This window comes from Croceibacterium ferulae (genome assembly GCF_003660445.1).
Lineage (GTDB): Bacteria > Pseudomonadota > Alphaproteobacteria > Sphingomonadales > Sphingomonadaceae > Croceibacterium > Croceibacterium ferulae.
In genome coordinates this window covers 91,480-110,533 of sequence record NZ_QZVQ01000009.1, presented here as the reverse complement: position 1 = coordinate 110,533, position 19,054 = coordinate 91,480, and the positions used below count along the sequence as shown (strand labels likewise).

19 protein-coding genes are annotated in these 19,054 nt (G+C 68.6%); 9 read left to right on the top strand and 10 right to left on the bottom strand.

From position 1 onward, the window contains the following. Positions 1 to 21: 21 nt before the first annotated feature. From lnt to hisS, 5 genes are all read right to left on the bottom strand, one after another. Positions 22 to 1,584 carry an apolipoprotein N-acyltransferase gene (gene lnt, locus D5S08_RS11915; protein ID WP_121118812.1) on the bottom strand — a complete coding sequence of 521 codons (1,563 nt, stop codon included), beginning with the start codon at positions 1,582 to 1,584 and terminating at the stop codon, positions 22 to 24. Positions 1,585 to 1,615: 31 nt separating this feature from the next. Then, a complete protein-coding gene (locus D5S08_RS11910) occupies positions 1,616 to 2,536 on the bottom strand; it encodes a DUF4167 domain-containing protein (protein WP_241557374.1) in 921 nt (306 codons plus the stop codon). Positions 2,537 to 2,742: 206 nt separating this feature from the next. Beyond that, positions 2,743 to 3,597: a peptide chain release factor N(5)-glutamine methyltransferase gene (gene prmC, locus D5S08_RS11905; RefSeq protein WP_121118810.1), complete on the bottom strand. Its 855-nt coding sequence runs from the start codon at positions 3,595 to 3,597 to the stop codon at positions 2,743 to 2,745. Beyond that, on the bottom strand, positions 3,594 to 4,661 hold the full coding sequence (gene prfA, locus D5S08_RS11900; protein WP_121119031.1) for a peptide chain release factor 1: 1,068 nt from the start codon (positions 4,659 to 4,661) through the stop codon (positions 3,594 to 3,596). The genes prmC and prfA overlap by 4 nt, the downstream gene beginning before the upstream one ends. Before the next feature lie 130 nt (positions 4,662 to 4,791). Continuing rightward, positions 4,792 to 6,021, bottom strand: coding sequence for a histidine--tRNA ligase (gene hisS, locus D5S08_RS11895; protein ID WP_121118808.1), 1,230 nt, complete (start codon positions 6,019 to 6,021; stop codon positions 4,792 to 4,794). 89 nt (positions 6,022 to 6,110) lie between these two features. On the opposite strand from hisS, the gene D5S08_RS11890 reads away from it, so the two are divergent. The 5 genes from D5S08_RS11890 (at position 6,111) to ctrA (ending at position 12,007) form a co-directional block, all read left to right on the top strand. Next, positions 6,111 to 8,075, top strand: coding sequence for a M61 family metallopeptidase (locus D5S08_RS11890; protein WP_175578931.1), 1,965 nt, complete (start codon positions 6,111 to 6,113; stop codon positions 8,073 to 8,075). A 136-nt stretch (positions 8,076 to 8,211) separates the two neighbouring features. Further along, positions 8,212 to 8,796, top strand: a complete 585-nt coding sequence (gene ppa / locus D5S08_RS11885) for an inorganic diphosphatase (RefSeq protein WP_121118806.1) — start codon at positions 8,212 to 8,214, stop codon at positions 8,794 to 8,796. A gap of 143 nt (positions 8,797 to 8,939) precedes the next feature. Next, positions 8,940 to 9,701 carry an LPS export ABC transporter ATP-binding protein gene (gene lptB / locus D5S08_RS11880; protein ID WP_421757464.1) on the top strand — a complete coding sequence of 254 codons (762 nt, stop codon included), beginning with the start codon at positions 8,940 to 8,942 and terminating at the stop codon, positions 9,699 to 9,701. Positions 9,702 to 9,724: 23 nt separating this feature from the next. Further along, positions 9,725 to 11,197 (top strand): RNA polymerase factor sigma-54, encoded by a 1,473-nt coding sequence (gene rpoN, locus D5S08_RS11875; RefSeq protein ID WP_121118802.1) that lies wholly within the window; start codon positions 9,725 to 9,727, stop codon positions 11,195 to 11,197. Between the two features lie 114 nt (positions 11,198 to 11,311). Next, positions 11,312 to 12,007, top strand: coding sequence for a response regulator transcription factor CtrA (gene ctrA, locus D5S08_RS11870; protein ID WP_121118800.1), 696 nt, complete (start codon positions 11,312 to 11,314; stop codon positions 12,005 to 12,007). 12 nt (positions 12,008 to 12,019) lie between these two features. Here ctrA and D5S08_RS11865 read toward each other — a convergent pair whose 3' ends face one another. Together D5S08_RS11865 and D5S08_RS11860 are read right to left on the bottom strand one after the other, a co-directional pair. Further along, positions 12,020 to 12,382 (bottom strand): hypothetical protein, encoded by a 363-nt coding sequence (locus D5S08_RS11865; protein WP_121118798.1) that lies wholly within the window; start codon positions 12,380 to 12,382, stop codon positions 12,020 to 12,022. A gap of 107 nt (positions 12,383 to 12,489) precedes the next feature. Next, entirely contained in the window at positions 12,490 to 13,047 is a 558-nt protein-coding gene (locus tag D5S08_RS11860) for a superoxide dismutase family protein (RefSeq protein ID WP_121118796.1), read from the bottom strand. A 123-nt stretch (positions 13,048 to 13,170) separates the two neighbouring features. On the opposite strand from D5S08_RS11860, the gene D5S08_RS11855 reads away from it, so the two are divergent. From D5S08_RS11855 to fdhD, 4 genes are all read left to right on the top strand, one after another. Further along, positions 13,171 to 14,643: an NAD-dependent succinate-semialdehyde dehydrogenase gene (locus D5S08_RS11855; protein WP_206610331.1), complete on the top strand. Its 1,473-nt coding sequence runs from the start codon at positions 13,171 to 13,173 to the stop codon at positions 14,641 to 14,643. An 82-nt stretch (positions 14,644 to 14,725) separates the two neighbouring features. Further along, complete coding sequence (gene fghA, locus D5S08_RS11850; protein ID WP_121118792.1) at positions 14,726 to 15,565, top strand: S-formylglutathione hydrolase; 840 nt, start codon at positions 14,726 to 14,728, stop codon at positions 15,563 to 15,565. Next, positions 15,562 to 16,104: a molybdenum cofactor guanylyltransferase gene (mobA, locus tag D5S08_RS11845; protein ID WP_241557373.1), complete on the top strand. Its 543-nt coding sequence runs from the start codon at positions 15,562 to 15,564 to the stop codon at positions 16,102 to 16,104. Before fghA ends, mobA begins: the two co-directional genes overlap by 4 nt. Further along, positions 16,094 to 16,870, top strand: coding sequence for a formate dehydrogenase accessory sulfurtransferase FdhD (gene fdhD / locus D5S08_RS11840; protein WP_175578930.1), 777 nt, complete (start codon positions 16,094 to 16,096; stop codon positions 16,868 to 16,870). The genes mobA and fdhD overlap by 11 nt, the downstream gene beginning before the upstream one ends. A gap of 2 nt (positions 16,871 to 16,872) precedes the next feature. Here the strand turns inward: fdhD and metW are convergent, their stop codons facing one another. Genes metW through metX form a run of 3 tightly spaced genes read right to left on the bottom strand, consistent with a single transcriptional unit; the run spans position 16,873 to position 19,003 of the window. Continuing rightward, positions 16,873 to 17,460, bottom strand: coding sequence for a methionine biosynthesis protein MetW (gene metW / locus D5S08_RS11835; RefSeq protein ID WP_121118790.1), 588 nt, complete (start codon positions 17,458 to 17,460; stop codon positions 16,873 to 16,875). Then, positions 17,457 to 17,888, bottom strand: a complete 432-nt coding sequence (locus tag D5S08_RS11830; RefSeq protein WP_121118788.1) for a GNAT family N-acetyltransferase — start codon at positions 17,886 to 17,888, stop codon at positions 17,457 to 17,459. Before D5S08_RS11830 ends, metW begins: the two co-directional genes overlap by 4 nt. Further along, complete coding sequence (gene metX, locus D5S08_RS11825) at positions 17,885 to 19,003, bottom strand: homoserine O-acetyltransferase MetX (protein WP_121118786.1); 1,119 nt, start codon at positions 19,001 to 19,003, stop codon at positions 17,885 to 17,887. Before metX ends, D5S08_RS11830 begins: the two co-directional genes overlap by 4 nt. Positions 19,004 to 19,054: the final 51 nt, after the last annotated feature.

Genomic DNA, 19,054 nt, shown 5'->3' with positions numbered 1-19,054 from the left:
TTTCGCAACAAGCCGCCGGTGTTAAGGGCGGGTCCGCCTCACTGCAACCAGCGCAAGGCCAAGAAAAATCAGGGCCCAGGCAAAGGCGAGCATGTTGCCCACCCGCGCGAACAGTGTCGGCGGCAATGCGGCGGGCACGGCCATGTCCATCCGGCCGGCGACGCCGGTGGCCAGATGCTGCCGCACGATGCCGCGCGCATCGATCACCGCGCTGATGCCGGTGGTGGTGGAGCGCAGGACCGGCAGCCCTTCCTCGATCGCCCGCATCCGCGCCTGCGCCAGATGCTGCGGCGGGCCGAAGGCGCCGAACCAGCCATCATTAGACGGGTTGAAGATGTAGTCCGGCCGGTCGCGCCGGTCCGCCACCTCGCCAGAGAACACGATCTCGTAGCAGATCTGCACGCCGGCCCGGCCGTACTCGCCTAGCGCCAGGGTGCGCGGACCAGGGCCGGAGAGAAAATCGATCGCACCGGGTACCAGGCGGCTCAGGCCCAGCGGCTCCAGCACTTCGCGCATGGGCAGATATTCGCCATAGGGCACCAGATGCGCCTTGGCGTAGCTGCCGCGGATGGTGCCGTCCGCATCCAGCGCGGTGACCGAATTGTAGGCGCCAACGGCGCGGCCGTCCTGCACCTCCAGATCGACCGCCCCGGTCAGCAGCAGCGATCCCGCGCCGATCGTGCGGCCGATCCGCCGGCGGGCAAAGTCCGGGCTGCCGAGAGCGGTGGTGGAATCGTAGAATCGCTGCGGGTAGCCGGGCCGCAGATAATCGGCGAGGCCGCTTTCCGGCCACAGCACCAGCCGCGGCGGGCCGGGCCGGGCGGCGGGCGAGAGGCTGGCCAGCTGCAGGTAATTGGCTTCGAAGAACCGCGGATCGCCCAGTCGCGCCTGGGGCAGGTTGGGCTGCACCACCGTCACCGGCAAGGCACCGTCCGGCCCGGCGTGTCCCGGCAGCAGCATGCCCGCGGCCACCACCAGCGCCACTCCGGCGGCGGGCACGAAGCGGCGGCGCAAGGCCCATTCCGCAGCCATGACGGACAGCAGCACCGCCAGCCCGGACAGGGCATAGGTGCCCATCCAGGGCGAGAGCATGGCCAGGCCGGGCCGGTCCCACGGTCCCAGCAAGACCATGGCGAACGGGTTCCAGGAATATCCGGTGAAGACGCTGGCGCGCAGCAGTTCCGACCCGATCCAGCAGCCGGCAAAGGCAAGCGGGACGGTGCGGTGCCGTCCGGCGCCGGCAATCGCTCGCCCGCCCAAGGCAGCCATGGCGGGATAAACCGCCAGGTATACTGCCAGCAGCGGCACCGCCGCCCAGCCCAACACCGCCGGCATCTGTGCCTGATGGGTGAAGGCGGTGGCGATCCAGTTGTTGCCGAAGGTGAAGTAACCCAACCCGAACAGCCAGCCGAGCCAGCCGGCGCGGCCTACGCTGGCGGTTCTCGCCACCAGCGTGGCGAACAGGCCCATGGCGACCAGCGCCACCGGCCACCAGTGCAGCGGTTCGAAGCCGGTGGCCGCCAGCACGCCCAGCGCGAGCGACGCGGCCGAACCGGCCCTGCCGTCCAGGCGGTGCTGCGTCATGCGTGCCGGCTCAGATCAGCAGGTCGTGCGTTCAGCCGACCACTTCGAGTGTTTCGCCAGAGCCGTCCTCGGGCCCGGTGTCGTCCGCGCGGGGAGCACGGCGGCGCGGACGGGCCGGTGCCTTGCGGGCAGCGCGAGCGGGCGGCGCATCGGCCGCCGTATCGCTGTCGCCATCGGGCATGCCGCTGCCGGCATCGTCGCTGCGCGAAATGGAGGGAGGCAGGACCATGGCATCAAAGCCAGCCTCGCCTTGCGTCTCCGCCACCTCGGCGCGCCGGGCGGTGGAGCGGCCGCGACCGCGGGGTTCGCCGGGTGCTGCGCCATCGCCATCACTTGCAGCGGGCCGGCCACGACCACGGCCTTCGCCGGCCGATGCGCCATCGCCGTCGGCTGCGGCGCGGGGCTTGCGGCCACGCCGTCCGTTGTCGCGGGTAAAGGGATTTTCCTCGGCACTGGGGTCGATCGCGTCACCCTCGCTGCCGCGCTGATGTTCCATCGCGGTCTGGTCGCCCGCCTGACCGTCATTCTGATCGGTATCGTTGCGACGGCCCGCATCGCGGTTCATCTCACGACCCGCCGAGTCCCGGCCCTGCTCGGACCGGCCGCGCGGCGTGGCGCGAGCGCCGCCGTCGAACTCGTCCTCGTCATCCTCGTAATCGTCGAACGATTGGCCCCGATCGTTCTGGTTGCGAGGACGCGTGTCGTCCTTCTGCTTGGAATCGGCGAGCACGCGGAAATAGTGGTCGGCGAATTGCAGGTAATATTCGGTCTGCACGCGGTCGTCGTTCAGCGACGCGTCGTGCGCCAGCTTGCGGTACTTTTCAAGCAGTTGCGGCGCATTGCCCCGCGCCCGGCTGTCGATCCGGTTGCCCCCGCCATTGCCACCGCCGCTTTGGCCACGACCACTATTGTTGCGGCCACGCCGACGGTTATTATTGCGATTGGTGTTCAAGGGAATTCGCTTCCTCGTTGGGGACCGGCCGCGCCGGTCGCATCGCCCCCGTTCACGCCGACGCCCCGCCTTGCGGGCGCCCGCCGGCGCGATCCTCATCTGCATTTCCGTGTCCGGCCTCACGCCGAACAAACAGTGGCAAATGCTGGATGTGTCGCCTGGATGCCGGAACCCGTTTCCGCACCGCACGGCCTACGTCTCGGCAGTTAGTAACTCGCCCCGCCTTTGCCAAGCACTAATTGCAGCACCAGCGCCCGGGGCCTCCCGGCAAGATCGCGCTGCAGCGAGACATTAAAGCCCGCCTGTTCTGCAAGGGCGGTCACGGCGGGGCCCTGCGCGGCGCCGATCTCCAGCACCGCCACGCCGCCGGGGGCCAGCAACGCCGGCAATTGCGGCACCAGCACCCGGTAATCGTCCAGCCCTTCCGCACCGGCGAACAGCGCGGCGGCGGGCTCCCATCCGCGCACGTCGGGCGAAAGCTCGGCGGCGTCCTCCACATAGGGCGGATTGGCGAGGATCAGGTCGAATTGGCCGAGCGCATCTGCCCAGCCGGCTTCATGCCAGTCGCCCGCGACGATGCGCGCCTGCGGGGCAATCACCGCGGCATTGGCGGCCGCGATCCGCCGCGCCTCGGCCGAGCGTTCCAGGCCCACGCCCTCTTCCGCGCCGGTCTCTGCCAGCACCGTCAGCAGCAGCGCGCCTGACCCGGTGCCCAGATCCAGCACTCGGTGCGGCGCCGGGCATGCGGCCAGCGCGGCTTCCACGATCGTCTCGCTGTCGGCGCGCGGGATCAGCACGGCAGGGCTGACGGCGAAGACGCGGCCATAGAATTCCTGCTGGCTCAGGATATAGGCCACGGGCTCGTGCGCGGCCCGGCGATCGACCAGCGTGGCAAAGGCGGCGGGCACCGGGTCCGCCATGTGCCGCAGCAACACGGCAGAGCGGGTCGTGTGCAGCGCATGCGCCATCAGCAGCTCGGCATCGAGCCGGGCGGTGTCGGATGTGGCCGCCAGGCGGGTGGCGGCCTCGCGCAGGGCCTGCGCGACCGTCGATCCGCTCACCCGTCCAGCGCCGCCAGCCGCTTGGCCTGATCCTCCGACGCCAGCGCATCGACCAGCTCGCCCAGGGCCGGGCCCTCCAGCACCTCGGTCAGCCGGTGCAGGGTCAGGCCGATGCGATGGTCGGTGACGCGCCCCTGCGGGAAATTGTAGGTGCGAATACGTTCGGAGCGGTCGCCACTGCCGACCATGGCCTTGCGCGCCTCCGCCTCTGCCCCTTGCGCCTCGTCGCGGGTCTTTTCGTACACGCGGGCGCGCAGCACCTGCATCGCCTTGGCGCGGTTCTTGTGCTGACTGCGCTCGTCCTGCTGCGTCACCACGATGCCGCTGGGCAGGTGGGTGATGCGCACCGCCGAGTCGGTGGTGTTGACGTGCTGCCCGCCTGCGCCGCTGGCGCGATAGATGTCGATCTTGAGGTCCTTGTCCTCGATCTGCACATCCACCTCGGTCGGTTCGGGCAATACGGCGACGGTCGCGGCGCTGGTGTGGATGCGCCCGCCGCTTTCGGTCACCGGCACGCGCTGCACGCGGTGGACACCGGATTCGTATTTCAGCTTCGCGAACACGCCGGTGCCGGCGATGTTGGCGACGATCTCCTTGAACCCGCCCACTTCGGCGGCGTTCATGCTGACCGGCTCCACCCGCCAGCCCTGCTCGGCAGCGAAGCGTTCGTACATCCGGTACAGGTCACCTGCGAACAAAGCCGCCTCGTCCCCGCCGGTGCCGGCACGGATTTCCAGCATGGCCGGGCGTTCATCGGCGGAGTCGCGCGGCAGCAGGGCGACGGCGAGCCGGCGCTCGGCCTCCGGCAAGGCGGTGCGCACCGTGGCGAGTTCCTCGCCGGCCAGCGCGGCCATTTCGGGATCCTGCGTCAGGGCGGACAGTTCGGCGATCTCGGCGCGCATCCGGCGCACCTCGCTCACCGTGCGGGCGACCGGCTCCAGCTCCGCATAGTCGCGGCTGGCGGCGACGAAGGCCTCACCCTCCAGCTGGCCGGAGGCGAGCCGCGCCTCCAGCTCGGCAAAGCGGTTGGCGATCTGCGCCAGGCGGTCCTCGGGAATGCTCATGCGCGCCTCCCATTCCAACCGTCAGGCTGAGCTTGTCTCAGCATCCATCCCTCCGCCCGCGATGTCGGCGCGGGTTGCGCAATGGACCCTGAAACAAGTTCAGGGTGACGAGGGAGGGTAGGCCGATCGATCATGCCGGGTGCCCGATCGCCTGTCCGATCCGCGCCAGCAGGTCGGCATCGCCCTTGGTCCGGACGGTAGCGCCATCCTCGCCTTGCGAGAGGGCGAACAGGGTCAGGGCGCCGCCCTTTACCGCCTTGTCGAACCGCTTGCGGGGGCTGCCGGTGGCGACCAGTTCCGCGGTGAAGCCGGCGCGGCGAATGGCCGTGACCATGGCGGTGCCGCGCGTCAGCAGGGCATCATCCTCCACCACGACGCACGCATCCGACGGCGCCTCTGCCTGTGCGCCCACCAGCATCGCCAATCGCTCGATCCCAGCCGCCCAGCCCACTGCAGGGGTGGCCGGTCCGCCAAGGCTTTCCATCAGCCCGTCATAGCGGCCGCCGCCCAGCACCGTGCCCTGCGCACCCAGCCGGTCGGTCACGAATTCGAAGGCGGTGTGGCGGTAGTAATCCAGCCCGCGCACCAGCGCCGCATTGCGCGTCCAGGCCACCCCCGCCGCATCCAGCCCGCCTGTAACAGAAGCGAAGAAGTCCTGCGCCTCGCTCGACAGGAACCGGTCGATCTGCGGCGCATCCGCCACGAAGCGCCGGTCGCGCTCATCCTTGCTGTCCAGGATGCGCAGCGGGTTCTTCTCCAGCCGCTCCTGCGAATCCTCGCTCAGCTCGTCCTTCACGCCGCGGAAATGCTCCACCAGCGCGGCGCGCCAGGCATCGCGGCTGTCGGCATCGCCCAGCGTGTTGAGGTTCAGCGTCACGCCATCGGCAATCCCCAGTTCGCACAGCAGCTGGTCGGCCATGGCCAGCAGTTCCACATCCGCCTGCGGCTCGGCCGCGCCGATCACCTCGGCATCGATCTGGTGGAACTGGCGATAGCGGCCCTTTTGCGGCCGTTCATACCGGAACAGCGGCCCGTGGGTCGCCACCTTCAGCGGGGCATACTGCTTCCAGCCATCGGTCAGGAACGCCCGCGCGATGCCGGCGGTGAATTCGGGGCGCAGGGTCAGCGATTCGCCGCCACGATCCTCGAAGGAATACATCTCTTTGGAGACAACATCGGTCGTCTCGCCCAGCGAGCGGCTGAACACTTCGGTGCGTTCGAACACCGGCATTTCCACCCGGCGGAACCGGTACAGGCGCCGCACCCGCTCAAAGGTTTCGACCACATGGGCGAAGGCGTCCGCCTCCGGCCCGAAGATGTCCTGTGTGCCGCGCACGGGCTGGGGGGTCTTGATGCTCATCGTCCCGGCGCCCTAGACCCTGAGACGGGCGCGGCAAAGAGGGTGCGCGTGGCTTGCGTGACCCAAGCGGGTGCGGCATTGTTGCTGCAATGATTCAAACCCTCTCGCGCGTCGCGCTCGCCGCCCTGCTCCTCGCCACCGCCAGCCAGCCAGCCCTGGCGCAAGGCACCGCCCGCTCCGCCCCCGTGGCCGCCGCGCTGCCCACGCCGGTGCCCGATGCGCAGGACGTGCGCTATCCCGGCACGATCACGCTGGACATCGACGCGACGGACATCGTGCGCAATCTGTACCGGGTGACGCAGACCTTCCCCGTGCAGCGCGGCACGAACGAGCTGATCCTGCAGCTGCCCGAATGGCTGCCCGGCAATCACGGGCCGAAGGGGCCGCTGAACCAGATCGCGCAGATCAGCTTCAGCGTGGATGGCAAGCCCGTCAACTGGACGCGTGATCCGGTGGAAGTCTACGCCTTCCGCATCCCGCTGCCCGCCAATGCGCGTGAAGTGACCGCCAGCTTCGTCCACACCTCCCCCATCAGCGGGCAGGGCCGCGTCAGCATGACGCCCGAGATGCTGAACCTGCAGTGGGAGAAGATGAGCCTGTATCCGGCCGGCCATTATGTGCGGCAGATCCTGGTCAAGCCGACCGTCACCTTCCCGGAAGGCTGGACCGTCTATACGGCACTGGACGGGCAGACCGACGCCGCCGGGCGCGGCAACCGGGTGACCTGGGATCCGACCGACTACGAAGTGCTGGTCGATTCGCCCGTCTTCGCCGGCGCGCATGCCGAAAGCTGGCAGATCGGCCGCGCCATGGAAATGAACGTCATTGCGGACGAGGCGCGACTGCTGGCGATCGCGCCGGAGAACATGCAGACCTACAACCGGCTGATGGACGAGGCCGTCACCCTGTTCGGTTCGCGGCCGTTCGATCATTACGAGTTCCTGCTGGGCCTGACGGACAAGCTGGGCGGCATCGGGCTGGAGCATCACCGTTCCAGCGAGAACACCTACGAGCCGACCACCTTCATCGAGTGGGACAAGATGGCGTGGGACCGCAACGTGATCGCGCACGAGCTGGTGCACAGCTGGAACGGCAAGTACCGCCGCCCCGCCGGCCTGTGGACACCCGATTACCGGGAGCCGATGCGCGACAATCTGCTGTGGATGTATGAAGGCCAGACGCAGTTCTGGGGCCTGGTGCTGGCGGCACGTTCGGGCATCCAGCCCAAGGACGTGGTGCTGGGCGCGATGGCGACCAGCGCCGGCTATTATTCGAAGCAGCCCGGCCGGGCCTGGCGTTCGGTGGAGGACACCACCTTCGATCCCATCATCAACAGCCGCCGCTCCCGCCCGTTCACCTCGCTTCACCGCGACGAGGATTACTACAACGAAGGCGCGCTGATGTGGCTGGAGGCGGATGGGATCATCCGCAACGGCACCAATGGAGCCAAGGGCCTGGACGATTTCGCCAAGATCTTCTTTGCCGCCAATGAGGGCGATTACGGCCAGCGGACCTATGATTTCGACGAGATCGCCGACACGCTGAACCAGGTCTTCCCGCATGACTGGCGCTCTTTCCTGACGCTGAACATGCGCACTGCCGGCCTGCCCGCGCCGGTGGAGGGGATCGAGGCGGCCGGTTACCGGCTGGTGTGGAAGGAGGAGCCAAACCCCGCCCGCGCCGGGCAGATGGCGTCGACCAGCTTCCTGGATCTGCTCTATTCTCTGGGCGTGAACCTCAGCTCCTCCGGCGAGGTGACGCAGACGCTGTGGGATGGCCCCGCCTTCCGGGCCGGGCTGGTGGACGGCATGTCCGTGATCTCCGTCGATGGTCAGGAATATAGCGGCGACGCGATGAAGGCGGCGATCACCGCGGCCAAGACGTCGAAGCAGCCGATCCGCCTGATCGTGCAGCGGGGCGAGACGATCACCCCGCTGGAGATCGCCTATGATGGCGGGCTGCAATATCCCTGGCTGGAGCCTGCGGCCGAGGGCGAGCAGGCGCTTGATCGCCTGCTGGCGCCACGCGCCACGGCCGGGGCGGCGACGAACTGAGACATGGCTGTCCGTGAAGGGGGTGTCGCACTTTGGTGCAAGGCAAGACGATCCCCCTCGCCAAGCCAATATCACAGCGCTAATTGCGCGGCCATTACAGGCAAGATGATGCCGTCACGCGCGTCAGGGAGACACCATGCGTATTGAACACATCCCCACCGGCGACAATCCGCCGGAAAACCTGAACGTGGTCATCGAAGTGCCGGTCGGCGGCGAACCGGTGAAGTACGAATTCGACAAGGCATCGGGCGCGCTGTTCGTGGACCGCATCCTGCACACGCCGATGCGGTATCCCACCAATTACGGCTTCGTGCCGCACACGCTGTCGCCCGATGGCGATCCGCTGGATGCGCTGGTCGTGGCCCGTTCCCCCTTCGTCCCCGGCTGCGTCGTGCGCGCCCGGCCGATCGCGGTGCTGAATCTGGAAGACGAGCATGGCGGCGACGAGAAGCTGATCTGCGTGCCGATCGATTCGACCTTCCCCTATTACAGCGACGTGTTCGAGAAGTCCGACCTGCCCGAGATCCTGTTCGCGCAGATCGAGCACTTCTTCACCCACTACAAGGATCTGGAGAAGGAAAAGTGGGTCCGTGTCGGCACCTGGGGCACCGCGGCCGAAGCGCGCCAGATCGTGCTGGAAGCGATCGAGCGCGCCAAGGAAGCCGGTCCTGAGGCACCTGCGGGCGACGGTACCACGGCTCCTTCGGCCCCGACCGAGTGACAATGCCGGGCGGGGCGGTGACATCATCGCCCCGCCTGCCATGCGCGACCCGTGCCAACCGGGGTTCACTCGCCCCGCTTGCATGCTAGATAGGGCGCGCGATGGCAGACCAACTGATCGATACGGACGCACTGGCGCAGAGCATGGCGGAGGCCCCGGCCAATGCCGCGCCGCCCATCCCGCAGGGCGGGCTGGAGGTGATCTCCATCGCCAAGAGCTACGACAAGCGGCCCGTGCTGACCGACATCTCGCTCAGCGTCGGCAAGGGCGAGGTGCTCGGCTTGCTCGGCCCGAACGGCGCGGGCAAAACGACCTGCTTCTATTCCATCATGGGCCTGGTCCGGCCTGATACCGGCCGCATCCTGATGGATGGCGTCGATGTCACCCGTCTGCCGATGTACCGCCGCGCGATCCTGGGCCTGGGCTACCTGCCGCAGGAAACCAGCATCTTCCGCGGCATGACCGTGGAACAGAACATCGCCGCCGTGCTGGAACTGGTGGAGCCGGACAAGGCCACCCGCGCCAGCGAGCTTGAGCGGCTGCTGGGCGAGTTCGGCCTCACCCGCCTGCGCGCCAGCCCGGCCATGGCGCTGTCGGGCGGCGAGCGGCGCCGATGCGAGATCGCCCGTGCGCTGGCGGCCAAGCCTTCCATCATGCTGCTGGACGAACCCTTCGCCGGTATCGATCCGCTGTCCATCGCCGACATCCGCGAGCTGGTGCGCGACCTGAAGCGGCGCGGGATCGGCGTGCTGATCACCGACCACAATGTGCGCGAGACGCTCGACATCGTGGACCGTGCCTGCATCATCTATGGCGGGCAGGTGCTGTTCGCCGGATCGCCCGAGGACCTGGTGGCGGACGAGAATGTTCGCCGGCTCTATCTGGGCGAAAGCTTCACCCTGTGATCCGGTCTCGCAGGTAACCGGCGATGGCGCTCTCCCCGCGGCTCGATCTGCGGCAGTCGCAGTCGTTGGTGATGACGCCGCAGCTGCAGCAGGCGATCAAGCTGCTGGCGCTGTCCAATCTGGAGATCGAAACCTTTGTCGCCGATGCGCTGGACAGCAACCCGCTGCTGGAAGCGGGCGAGCTGCGCGCCGGGGCCGAGGCGCCTGCCACCCCCGATGGCGAGACACCGCCGGATCCGCCCACCGCCGACGAACTGATCGGCCGCGGCCAGGGGGAGGCGGATGCCCCGCTGGACATCGACCCCACGGCGCTGGACCGGGACCGCGACACCGGTGACTGGTCGGCCGCCAGCGGCTCCGGCCCGCTGGGCGACGATCTGCCGTCCGACTATGCCGACCGCGATGCCGGAGCGCCCACGCTGGTGCAGCATCTGGAAGCGCAGCTCGGTGCGGTTAAGGGCGATCCGCAGCTGCTGTTCTTGGCGCGCCACCTGATCGGCCTGCTGGACGAAGCCGGGTACCTCGCCACCCCGCTGGAGGAGGTCGCGACCGATCTGGGCGTGCCGCGCATCCGGGTGGAGCAGGCTCTGGCGGCGGTGCAATCGCTCGATCCCACGGGCGTGGGCGCCCGCAACCTGGCCGAATGCCTGACGTTGCAGGCGAAGGAGGCGGATCGCCACGACCCGTGCATGGCCGCACTGCTCGCCAATCTGGATCTGGTCGCGCGCGGCGCCTTTCCGCAGCTGATGCGCCTGTGCCGGGTGGACGAGGAGGACTTCGCCGACATGCTCCGCGAACTGCGCCGCTACGATCCCAAGCCCGGCCTGCGCTTCGGCCGGGCGGAGGCGATGGCGGTGGTGCCCGACATCCTGATCGCGCCTGCGGCTGATGGATGGGACATCGCGCTGAACCCGGCCAGCTTGCCGCGGCTGGTGGTCAACCGCCCCTATGCGCTGGAGCTCCGGTCGTGCCGCGACAAGGCGGTGAAGTCCTGGCTGTCCGAGAAGCTGGCCGATGCCAACTGGCTGATCAAGGCCCTGGACCAGAGGCAGAAGACGATCCTGAAGGTCACGGCGGAGATCGTGCGCCAGCAGGAAGGTTTCTTCCGCAAGGGCGTGTCGCTGCTGAAGCCGCTGACCCTGCGGCAGGTGGCGGACGCCATCGGCATGCACGAATCGACCGTCAGTCGCGTCACTTCCGCCAAGTACCTGCAATGTCATCGCGGCCTGTTCGAGCTGAAATTCTTCTTCACCAGCGGCGTAGCCTCCGCCGATGGCGAGGGCACCGCGTCCGCCTCGGCGGTGAAGGCGGCGATCCGCAGCCTGTGCGATGCCGAATCGCCCGATGCGATCCTGTCGGACGACACGCTGGTCGACCTGCTGAAGGAGAAGGGCTTCGACCTCGCCCGCCGCACCGTGGCCAAGTACCGAGAGGCGATCGGCATCGGTTCTTCCGTGCAGCGCCGCCGCCAGAAGAAGATCGCCCGCGTTGCCTAAACGGCCCGCGCGCGGCCTATGTAGCACTACGGATGATTTACCTTTTTCGTTGAGGATGGGGTTGGTTAACGCGACATCTGGCCCACGGACACCAGAGGGAAACGGGGCTGATCAATGCGTGTATTGCTGATCGAGGACGAGCCGACGACCGCCAAGGCGATCGAACTGATGCTGACCACTGAAAGTTTCAATGTCTATTCGACCGATCTGGGCGAGGAAGGCCTCGATCTGGGCAAGCTGTATGATTACGACATCATCCTGCTGGATCTGAACCTGCCGGACATGCACGGTTATGACGTGCTGAAGAAGCTGCGCGTCGCCAAGGTGCAGACGCCGGTGCTGATCCTGTCGGGCATTTCGGAACTGGACAGCAAGGTCCGCTCCTTCGGCTTCGGCGCGGACGATTACGTGACCAAGCCGTTCCACCGCGACGAGCTGATCGCCCGCATCCATGCGGTGGTCCGCCGGTCCAAGGGACACAGCCAGTCGGTCATCCGCACCGGCAAGCTGGCGGTGAACCTGGATGGCAAGACGGTGGAGGTCGATGGCGCCCGCGTGCACCTGACCGGCAAGGAATATGCGATGCTGGAGCTGCTGTCCCTGCGCAAGGGCACCACGCTGACCAAGGAAATGTTCCTCAACCACCTGTATGGCGGCATCGACGAGCCCGAACTGAAGATCATCGATGTGTTCATCTGCAAGCTGCGCAAGAAGCTGTCGAGCGCCTGCGGGGGCGAGAACTATATCGAGACCGTGTGGGGCCGCGGCTACGTGCTGCGCGACCATCAGGACGACGCGCTGGCGGCGTGACGGCGGCCTGTATTATCTGAGGCCGGCGACCTGCAGGCAGACCGGCATGATCTTGGCCAGCTGATCGCCCTGGCCGAGGTCCTGCGCCGCATCCATCATCAGCGCGGCAATCTGCTCGCGCGACAGTTGCGCTTCCGTCATCAGCCGTGCGGAGGAGCGGACGAAGAACTCCCGCCCCCCGACCGCCAGTGGCGGCCAGCCTGCCGCCTGCGGCGATCCCGCCTGCTGCAGATGCCCGCCCAGCGCGAACGCGGCGGAGCAGCGCAGCAGCATGTTCTGTTCCAGGTTGAGCGCGGGCGCTGAAGGCGCAACCTGTGCATGGGCTGGCAGCGCCAGCATGGCGATCGCGATGAAGGGGGCGGTCAGGCGGTTCATCCCGTTTCCTTACCGCCACCAGTCTGAACGGCCAGCATCCAGTATCATGGCGGATGTCCGCTACGCAGGCGCAGTGCGTAGCGGAACGTCGGCCGAGACTTGGTTGACTAGCCGGCGGTAAACACGCCGCAGGCGATGCGTCCGCCGCTCTCGCCCGAAGGATCGGTCCGCTGGTCGTCGGCATTGGCATGCACCACGAAGGCCGAACCGTCACTGTCCATCAGCCCGGCGAACGTCGCGCCGCCCTGCAGCGTATATTCCAGCGTGCCGGTGCCCTGTTCGTTCACCTGCAGGTTGGGCATGTCGCCGGCATGCTGGCCGCCGCTGCCTTCCAGGCCGTGAGTCTGTTCGGTCGGATTCCAGTGGCTGCCGGCCGTGGTGAAATCGGGCGCGTCGCAGGCGCCGACCATGTGGACATGCACGCCATGTTCGCCCGCCGGCAGGTTCTGGACTGCCAGCACCAGCTTGATGGCGTCGTCCGACACGGTGGCCGTGGCGGTGCCCGCCGGCTGCCCTTCGGCGGTCTGCAGCGCGGCGACCGCCTGCTCGCCCGTGGCGCCGGCGCTGCTTTCCTCCATTTCCGGGGCGGCAGGCTGTTCGGCCGATTCGCTGCAGGCCATCAGGGCCAGGGGGGCGGCGGCGATAAGGGGCAGGAAGCTGCGCATAGGTCTATAAACTCCTGAAGCTGTCCTTAACATAGAGCGCAAGGACGCGATCGGTTCCACCCCCGGCGTTGCCGCAGGCGCGCGCGCCCCCACATGAACGCTCCGGCAGCAGAAGGATCGGACATGGCGAACACGGCACCCCTCGCATTGGCAGATAGCGGATTGTGGCGGCAGGAGGCGCTGGTGGACGGGGAGTGGATCGGCGCGGCCGACGGCCGGACCATCGCGGTGGACGATCCCGCCACCGGCGAGGTGATCGGCACCGTGCCCGATTGCGGTACGGCCGAGACGGAGGCCGCCCTCGCCGCCGCCGGACGCGCCCTGCCCGCCTGGCGCGCGCGCCCCGCGCCCGAACGGTGCGCCATCCTGCGGCGCTGGCACGACCTGATCATGGCCGCAGCGAAGGATCTGGCGCGGATACTGACCGCCGAACAGGGCAAGCCGCTGGTCGAGGCGGAGGCGGAGATCGCCTATGCCGCCAGCTTCGTCAGCTGGTTCGCGCAGGAAGGCCAGCGCAGCCGTGGCCACGAGGTGCCCGCGCCCACAGCCGATCGCCGCATCCTGGTGCGGCGCGAAGCGGTGGGCGTGTGCGCTGCGATCACCCCATGGAACTTCCCGGCGGCGATGATCACCCGCAAGCTGGCGCCCGCTCTGGCGGCAGGCTGCACCATGGTGCTGAAGCCCGCGCAGCAGACGCCGTTCACCGCATTGGCCCTGGGCGAGCTGGCGTTGCGCGCCGGCGTGCCCGCGGGCGTGCTGGGCATCGTGACGGGGGAGGCGAAGGTGATCGGCGGGGTGCTGACGGCCAGCCCGGTCGTGCGGCTGCTGTCCTTCACCGGTTCCACCCCGGTGGGATCGCGCCTGATGGAACAATGCGCCCCCACCATCAAGAAACTGGCGCTGGAGCTGGGCGGCAATGCGCCGCTGATCGTGTTCGACGACGCCGATCTGGACGAAGCGGTGGAGGCCACGATGGCGGCCAAGTTCCGCAATGCCGGGCAGAGCTGCGTCGCCGTCAACCGCATCCTGGTGCAGTCCGGCATTCACGACGCCTTCGTGGACAAGCTGGCTGTCAGGGTTCGTGCGCTCAAGGTCGGGGCGGGGACCGAGGACGGCATGCAGGTGGGGCCGCTGATCGACGATGCCGCCCGCGCCAAGGTCGCCGACCATGTGCAGGACGCGCTGGCAAAGGGCGCCACGCTGGTGGCGCAGGCCCCTGCCTCCGGTCGCTTCACCGCGCCCATGCTGCTGACCGGAATGACGGAAGACATGCGCGCCGCGCAGGAGGAGATCTTCGGGCCTGTCGCGGCCATCTACCGCTTCGATACGGAGGCGGACGGGATCGCGCTGGCCAATGCCACCCCCTACGGCCTCGCCGCCTATTGCTGCACGGGCGACATGCACCGCGCCTGGCGCGTCGGCGAGGCGCTGGAGGCCGGCATGGTCGGCCTCAACACCGGCGCGATCAGCCTGGCGATGGCGCCGTTCGGCGGGGTCAAGCAGTCGGGCCTGGGCCGCGAGGGCGGGGCCGAGGGGCTTGAGGAATATCTGGAAACCAAGGCCGTGCATTGGGCCGGGCTGCAGACCGGCGGCTGATATTTCGCCTCGGGCCTGCGGCCATTGGCCGATCCCGATCGGGACGCTACGACCGGGCGCCAGACCATTCAAGGAGCCGCGCATGAGCCTGGAAACCGTCAGCACCACCCTCAGCCATGGCGGCGTACAGGGCGTCTATCGCCACGCCAGCAGCACCACCGGCACGGCGATGACCTTCGCCGTGTTCGTGCCGCCGCATGAGGCCGGCACGAAGCTGCCGGTGCTGTTCTACCTGTCGGGCCTGACCTGCACGCACGCCAATGTCACCGACAAGGGCGAATACCGGGCGGCTTGCGTCGAACATGGCGTAATCCTGGTCGCGCCCGACACTTCGCCGCGCGGGGAGGACGTGGCGGACGATCCGGCCTGGGACATGGGCCAGGGCGCCGGCTTCTACGTCGATGCCACGGAAGAACCATGGGCCGGGCACTTCAACATGCGGTCCTATATCGAGGACGAGCTGCCCGCGATCATCGCCGGACACTTCCCGGCGGACATGGCGCGGCAGGGCATCCTCGGCCATTCCATGGGCGGGCACGGCGCGCTGACGATCGCCCTGCGCAATCCCGGCCGGTTCCGTTCCACCAGCGCCTTTGCGCCGATCTGCAGCCCGCTGCAGTGCCCGTGGGGCGACAAGGCGCTCGGCGGCTATCTCGGCTCCGACCGGGCAAGCTGGCGCCCTTACGACGCCTGCGCCCTGATCAAGGATGGCGCGCGCCTGCCGGACCTGCTGGTGGACCAGGGCACCGCCGACAGCTTCCTCCACGAACAGCTGAAGCCCGAACTGCTGCTGCAGGCCTGCGAACAGGCCGGCATTCCGGCAACCATCCGCATGCAGCCGGGTTACGATCATTCCTACCTGTTCATCTCCAGCTTCATGGCCGACCATGTGCGCTGGCACGCGGAAAGGCTTTACGCATGATGCCACCGATGACCCTGGGCGTGGTGCTGGCCGGCGGGCAGTCCACCCGCTTCGGCAGCGACAAGGCGCTGGCCGAGTACAAGGGGCACACCCTGCTGGCCCATGCGGTCGACCTGCTGAGCGGCTGGTGCGAGCATGTGATCGTCGCCGGCCGCGCCACCGCGCCCACGCCGACCGTGCCCGATCATCCGCGCGAGGGCATGGGGCCGCTGGGCGGCGTGCTGGCGGGCCTGCGCCATGCGGCGGACGAAGGCTATGACGGCGTGCTGACCATGGGCGTGGACACGCTGGACCTGCCCGCCGACCTGCCCGGCCTGCTCGGCCCGGCGCCGGCCTATCTCGCCACCCAGCCGGTGGTGGGCCACTGGCGGCCGGCGGATGCGGCGCTGCTGGAGGCAATCCTGGCCGGCGCGGGCAGCCATGCGATGATGGCCTTTGCGCAAGCCTGTGGCGCGCGCGCCGTGGCGCTGCCGACCTCCCCCGCCAACATCAACACGCCCGCCGATCTGTCGAAGCTGGAGCAGCGGGGTGGCGGCTGAACACCGCGCCGACGGTACCAGCGCGCCGCGGGAGCGCGCCTGGGTGCCCGAGGCGCCCGTCGCGCTGGAGTTCAACGGCCTGTCCTACGCCGTGATGATGGCAACCCCGGCCGACCTGCCGGACTTCGCGCTGGGCTTTGCGCTGACCGAAGGGCTGGCCGGCAGCCCGTCCGACTTGACCGGCCTGGCCGTGGCCGAGGTGCCCGCCGGCTGGATCGTGCGCGCACAGCTGGCGGGGCTGGGCGTGGCGCAGCTGACCGACCGGGTGCGGGCGCGGGTGGCGGAAAGCTCCTGCGGATTGTGCGGGATCGAGAATCTGGAGGCGGTCGCCCGCCCCCTGCCGCCCGTCGCACCGCACGCCGCGATCACGCCTGCCGCCATCTTTGCGGCCCTTGCCGCCCTGCGCGATCACCAGCCGTTGAGCCGCGCGACCGGGGCCGCGCATGCCGCCGCGCTGTGCGACACCGCCGGCGCCGTCCTGACGGTTCGGGAGGATGTCGGCCGGCACAATGCGCTGGACAAGCTGGTCGGTGCATTGGCGAATGGCGGCCACCCGGCGAGTGCAGGCTTCGTGCTCTCGACCGCGCGCTGCTCCTACGAGATTGTCGAGAAGGCGGTCCGCGCCGGTGCCACCACGCTGGTGACGATCTCCCTGCCCACCAGCCTGGCAGTCGATCGCGCCCATACCGCCGGTCTCAGCCTGTGGAGCCTGGCCCGGCCGGACAGCGTGCTGCAGGTGGTGGAAGGATCGCTGCTGCCCGCCTGAGCTCAGCGCCGCAGCAGGTACACCGCATATTCCGCGCGCCAGTTGGCGCCGGCCGGGGCGATCTCCCGGTCATTGGCGAAGAACCAGCGCCGTTCGGTCGTCACCTGCAGCTGCAGCAGCAATTCGTCGAAGTCGCGCACCGTCAGGTGATGGATGTTCTCCGTCTCGTACCAGGTCACCGGCAGATGCCGCGTCACCGGCATGCGCCCGCGCCACAGCAGCGCCAGCCGGTTGCGCCAGTGGGCGAAGTTGGGGAAGCTGACGAAGGTGCTGGTGCCGATGCGCAGCAGCTCGTCCAGCAGCAGGTCGGGCCGGCGGGCGATCTGCAGCGTCTGGGAGAGGATGGCGTAGTCGAACGCCTTGTCCGGGTAATCCGCCAGGTCACGATCGGCATTGCCCTGCACCGCGGACAGGCCACGCGCCACGCAGCGTTCCACCGCGACCGGATCGATCTCCAGCCCGCGGGCATCCACCTGCCGGCTGGCCTGCAGCTCCGCCATCAGCTCGCCTTCGCCGCAGCCGACATCCAGCACGCGGGTGCGCGGCGCGACATGCCGGGCGATGACGGCGAGATCGGGCCGCAGGGTCATGCAAAGGCCCCCGGATCGACCCGCACCATCAGCCGCTCAGGGTGCGGATGCGGCGTCCAGCCATGCGCGGCATACAGTTCGTGGGCATCGGCGGTAAACAGGATCCAGCGGCGCAGGCCCTGCAGATCAGGGTGCGCGTGCAGCCAGTCCAGCATGGCATGGCTCAGGCCGCGCCCCCGATGCTCCTCCAGCACATAGACGTCCGCCAGATAGGCCATCGTGGTATAATCGCTGACCACCCGCGCCAGCGCGACCTGCGCGCCTTGGAAGAACACCGCCACGCACAGGCTGTTGGCGATCCCCTTCGCCACCACCTCCGGCGCGATGCCGGGCGACCAGTAGCTGCGCGACAGACAGGCATGCGCCGCCACCGGGTCGATCCGCGCCTGATCGCCCACCAGTTCGTACCCATCAGGCAGCACGCTCATTCCAGGAACCCCTTCACCACGCGGTCCAGCGCGGGCACGTCCAGCAGGAAGCTGTCATGGCCATGGGGCGCGCTCAGTTCCACGAAGCTGACCGGCGCGGCGGCGGCGTTCAGCGCCTGCACCAGGCTGCGCGATTCGCTGGTCGGGTACAGCCAGTCCGTGTCGAAGCTGACCACGCAGAACCGTGCGGGCGTGCCGGCGAAGGCATCGGCCAGCCGCCCGCCATGCTCCTCCGCCAGATCGAAATAATCCATCGCGCGGGTGATGTAGAGGTAGGAATTGGCATCGAACCGGTCGGTGAAGGCCAACCCCTGGTAGCGGAGGTAGCTTTCCACCTGGAAGTCGGCGTCGAAGCCGAAGGACCGCCCGCCCGCTGTGCCGTCGGGCCGTTCCTGGAACCGGCGGCCGAACTTGCCGGTGAGGCCTGCTTCCGAAAGGTAGGTGATGTGCGCCGCCATGCGCGCGACCGACAGCCCCTTGTCGGGCGAGCGGCCGGTGCCGTAATAATTGCCGCCCTGCCAGTCCGGATCGGCCATGATCGCCTGCCGGCCGACCTCGTGAAAGGCAATGTTCTGCGCCGAATGGCGCGCGGTGGTAGCGATTGCCAGCACCCTGTCGGCCCGGTCCGGGAAATTGGCCGCCAGGCTCAGCGCCTGCATCCCGCCCATCGACCCGCCGACCACCGCGTGCAGCCGATCGATCCCCAACACATCCAGCAACGCCACATTGGCGCGCACCATGTCGCGAATGGTGATCACGGGGAAGCGCATGGCGAAGGGCCGGCCATCGGCATGGGTCGCGGCCGGACCGCTCGATCCCATGCAGCTGCCGATCACATTGGCGCAGATCACGAAGAACCGGTCCGTGTCGATCGGCTTGCCCGGACCCACCATGCGCACCCACCAGCCGGGCTTGCCGGTGATCGGGTGCGGGCTGGCGAGATGCTGGTCGCCGGTCAGCGCATGCGGCACCAGGATGGCGTTGCGGCAGTCGGGCGCCAGCGCGCCATAGGTTTCGTATGCGATCGTGACGCCGTCCAGCACCTGCCCGCTGTCGAGCGGCAGGGGATCGGGCAGCTGCAGGCTGGTCGTGGGCAGGGGGCGTGCGGTCGCCATAGGGCGGCGGACTTGGGCGCTGGCAGGCGGGCTGTCAATTGGTGCGCACAG

What these genes read in the sequence shown, in the direction of transcription:
- D5S08_RS11860 (WP_121118796.1), bottom strand. Translation starts at nt 13,047, where the DNA reads ATGCGCAGCTTCCTGCCCCTTATCGCCGCCGCCCCCCTGGCCCTGATG.
- mobA (WP_241557373.1), top strand. Translation starts at nt 15,562, where the DNA reads ATGATGCCACCGATGACCCTGGGCGTGGTGCTGGCCGGCGGGCAGTCC.
- metX (WP_121118786.1), bottom strand. Translation starts at nt 19,003, where the DNA reads ATGGCGACCGCACGCCCCCTGCCCACGACCAGCCTGCAGCTGCCCGAT.
- rpoN (WP_121118802.1), top strand. Translation starts at nt 9,725, where the DNA reads ATGGCGCTCTCCCCGCGGCTCGATCTGCGGCAGTCGCAGTCGTTGGTG.
- ctrA (WP_121118800.1), top strand. Translation starts at nt 11,312, where the DNA reads ATGCGTGTATTGCTGATCGAGGACGAGCCGACGACCGCCAAGGCGATC.
- lnt (WP_121118812.1), bottom strand. Translation starts at nt 1,584, where the DNA reads ATGACGCAGCACCGCCTGGACGGCAGGGCCGGTTCGGCCGCGTCGCTC.
- hisS (WP_121118808.1), bottom strand. Translation starts at nt 6,021, where the DNA reads ATGAGCATCAAGACCCCCCAGCCCGTGCGCGGCACACAGGACATCTTC.
- D5S08_RS11855 (WP_206610331.1), top strand. Translation starts at nt 13,171, where the DNA reads ATGGCGAACACGGCACCCCTCGCATTGGCAGATAGCGGATTGTGGCGG.
- ppa (WP_121118806.1), top strand. Translation starts at nt 8,212, where the DNA reads ATGCGTATTGAACACATCCCCACCGGCGACAATCCGCCGGAAAACCTG.
- lptB (WP_421757464.1), top strand. Translation starts at nt 8,940, where the DNA reads ATGGCGGAGGCCCCGGCCAATGCCGCGCCGCCCATCCCGCAGGGCGGG.
- fghA (WP_121118792.1), top strand. Translation starts at nt 14,726, where the DNA reads ATGAGCCTGGAAACCGTCAGCACCACCCTCAGCCATGGCGGCGTACAG.
- D5S08_RS11865 (WP_121118798.1), bottom strand. Translation starts at nt 12,382, where the DNA reads ATGAACCGCCTGACCGCCCCCTTCATCGCGATCGCCATGCTGGCGCTG.
- metW (WP_121118790.1), bottom strand. Translation starts at nt 17,460, where the DNA reads ATGACCCTGCGGCCCGATCTCGCCGTCATCGCCCGGCATGTCGCGCCG.
- prfA (WP_121119031.1), bottom strand. Translation starts at nt 4,661, where the DNA reads ATGAGCATTCCCGAGGACCGCCTGGCGCAGATCGCCAACCGCTTTGCC.
- D5S08_RS11830 (WP_121118788.1), bottom strand. Translation starts at nt 17,888, where the DNA reads ATGAGCGTGCTGCCTGATGGGTACGAACTGGTGGGCGATCAGGCGCGG.
- D5S08_RS11890 (WP_175578931.1), top strand. Translation starts at nt 6,111, where the DNA reads ATGATTCAAACCCTCTCGCGCGTCGCGCTCGCCGCCCTGCTCCTCGCC.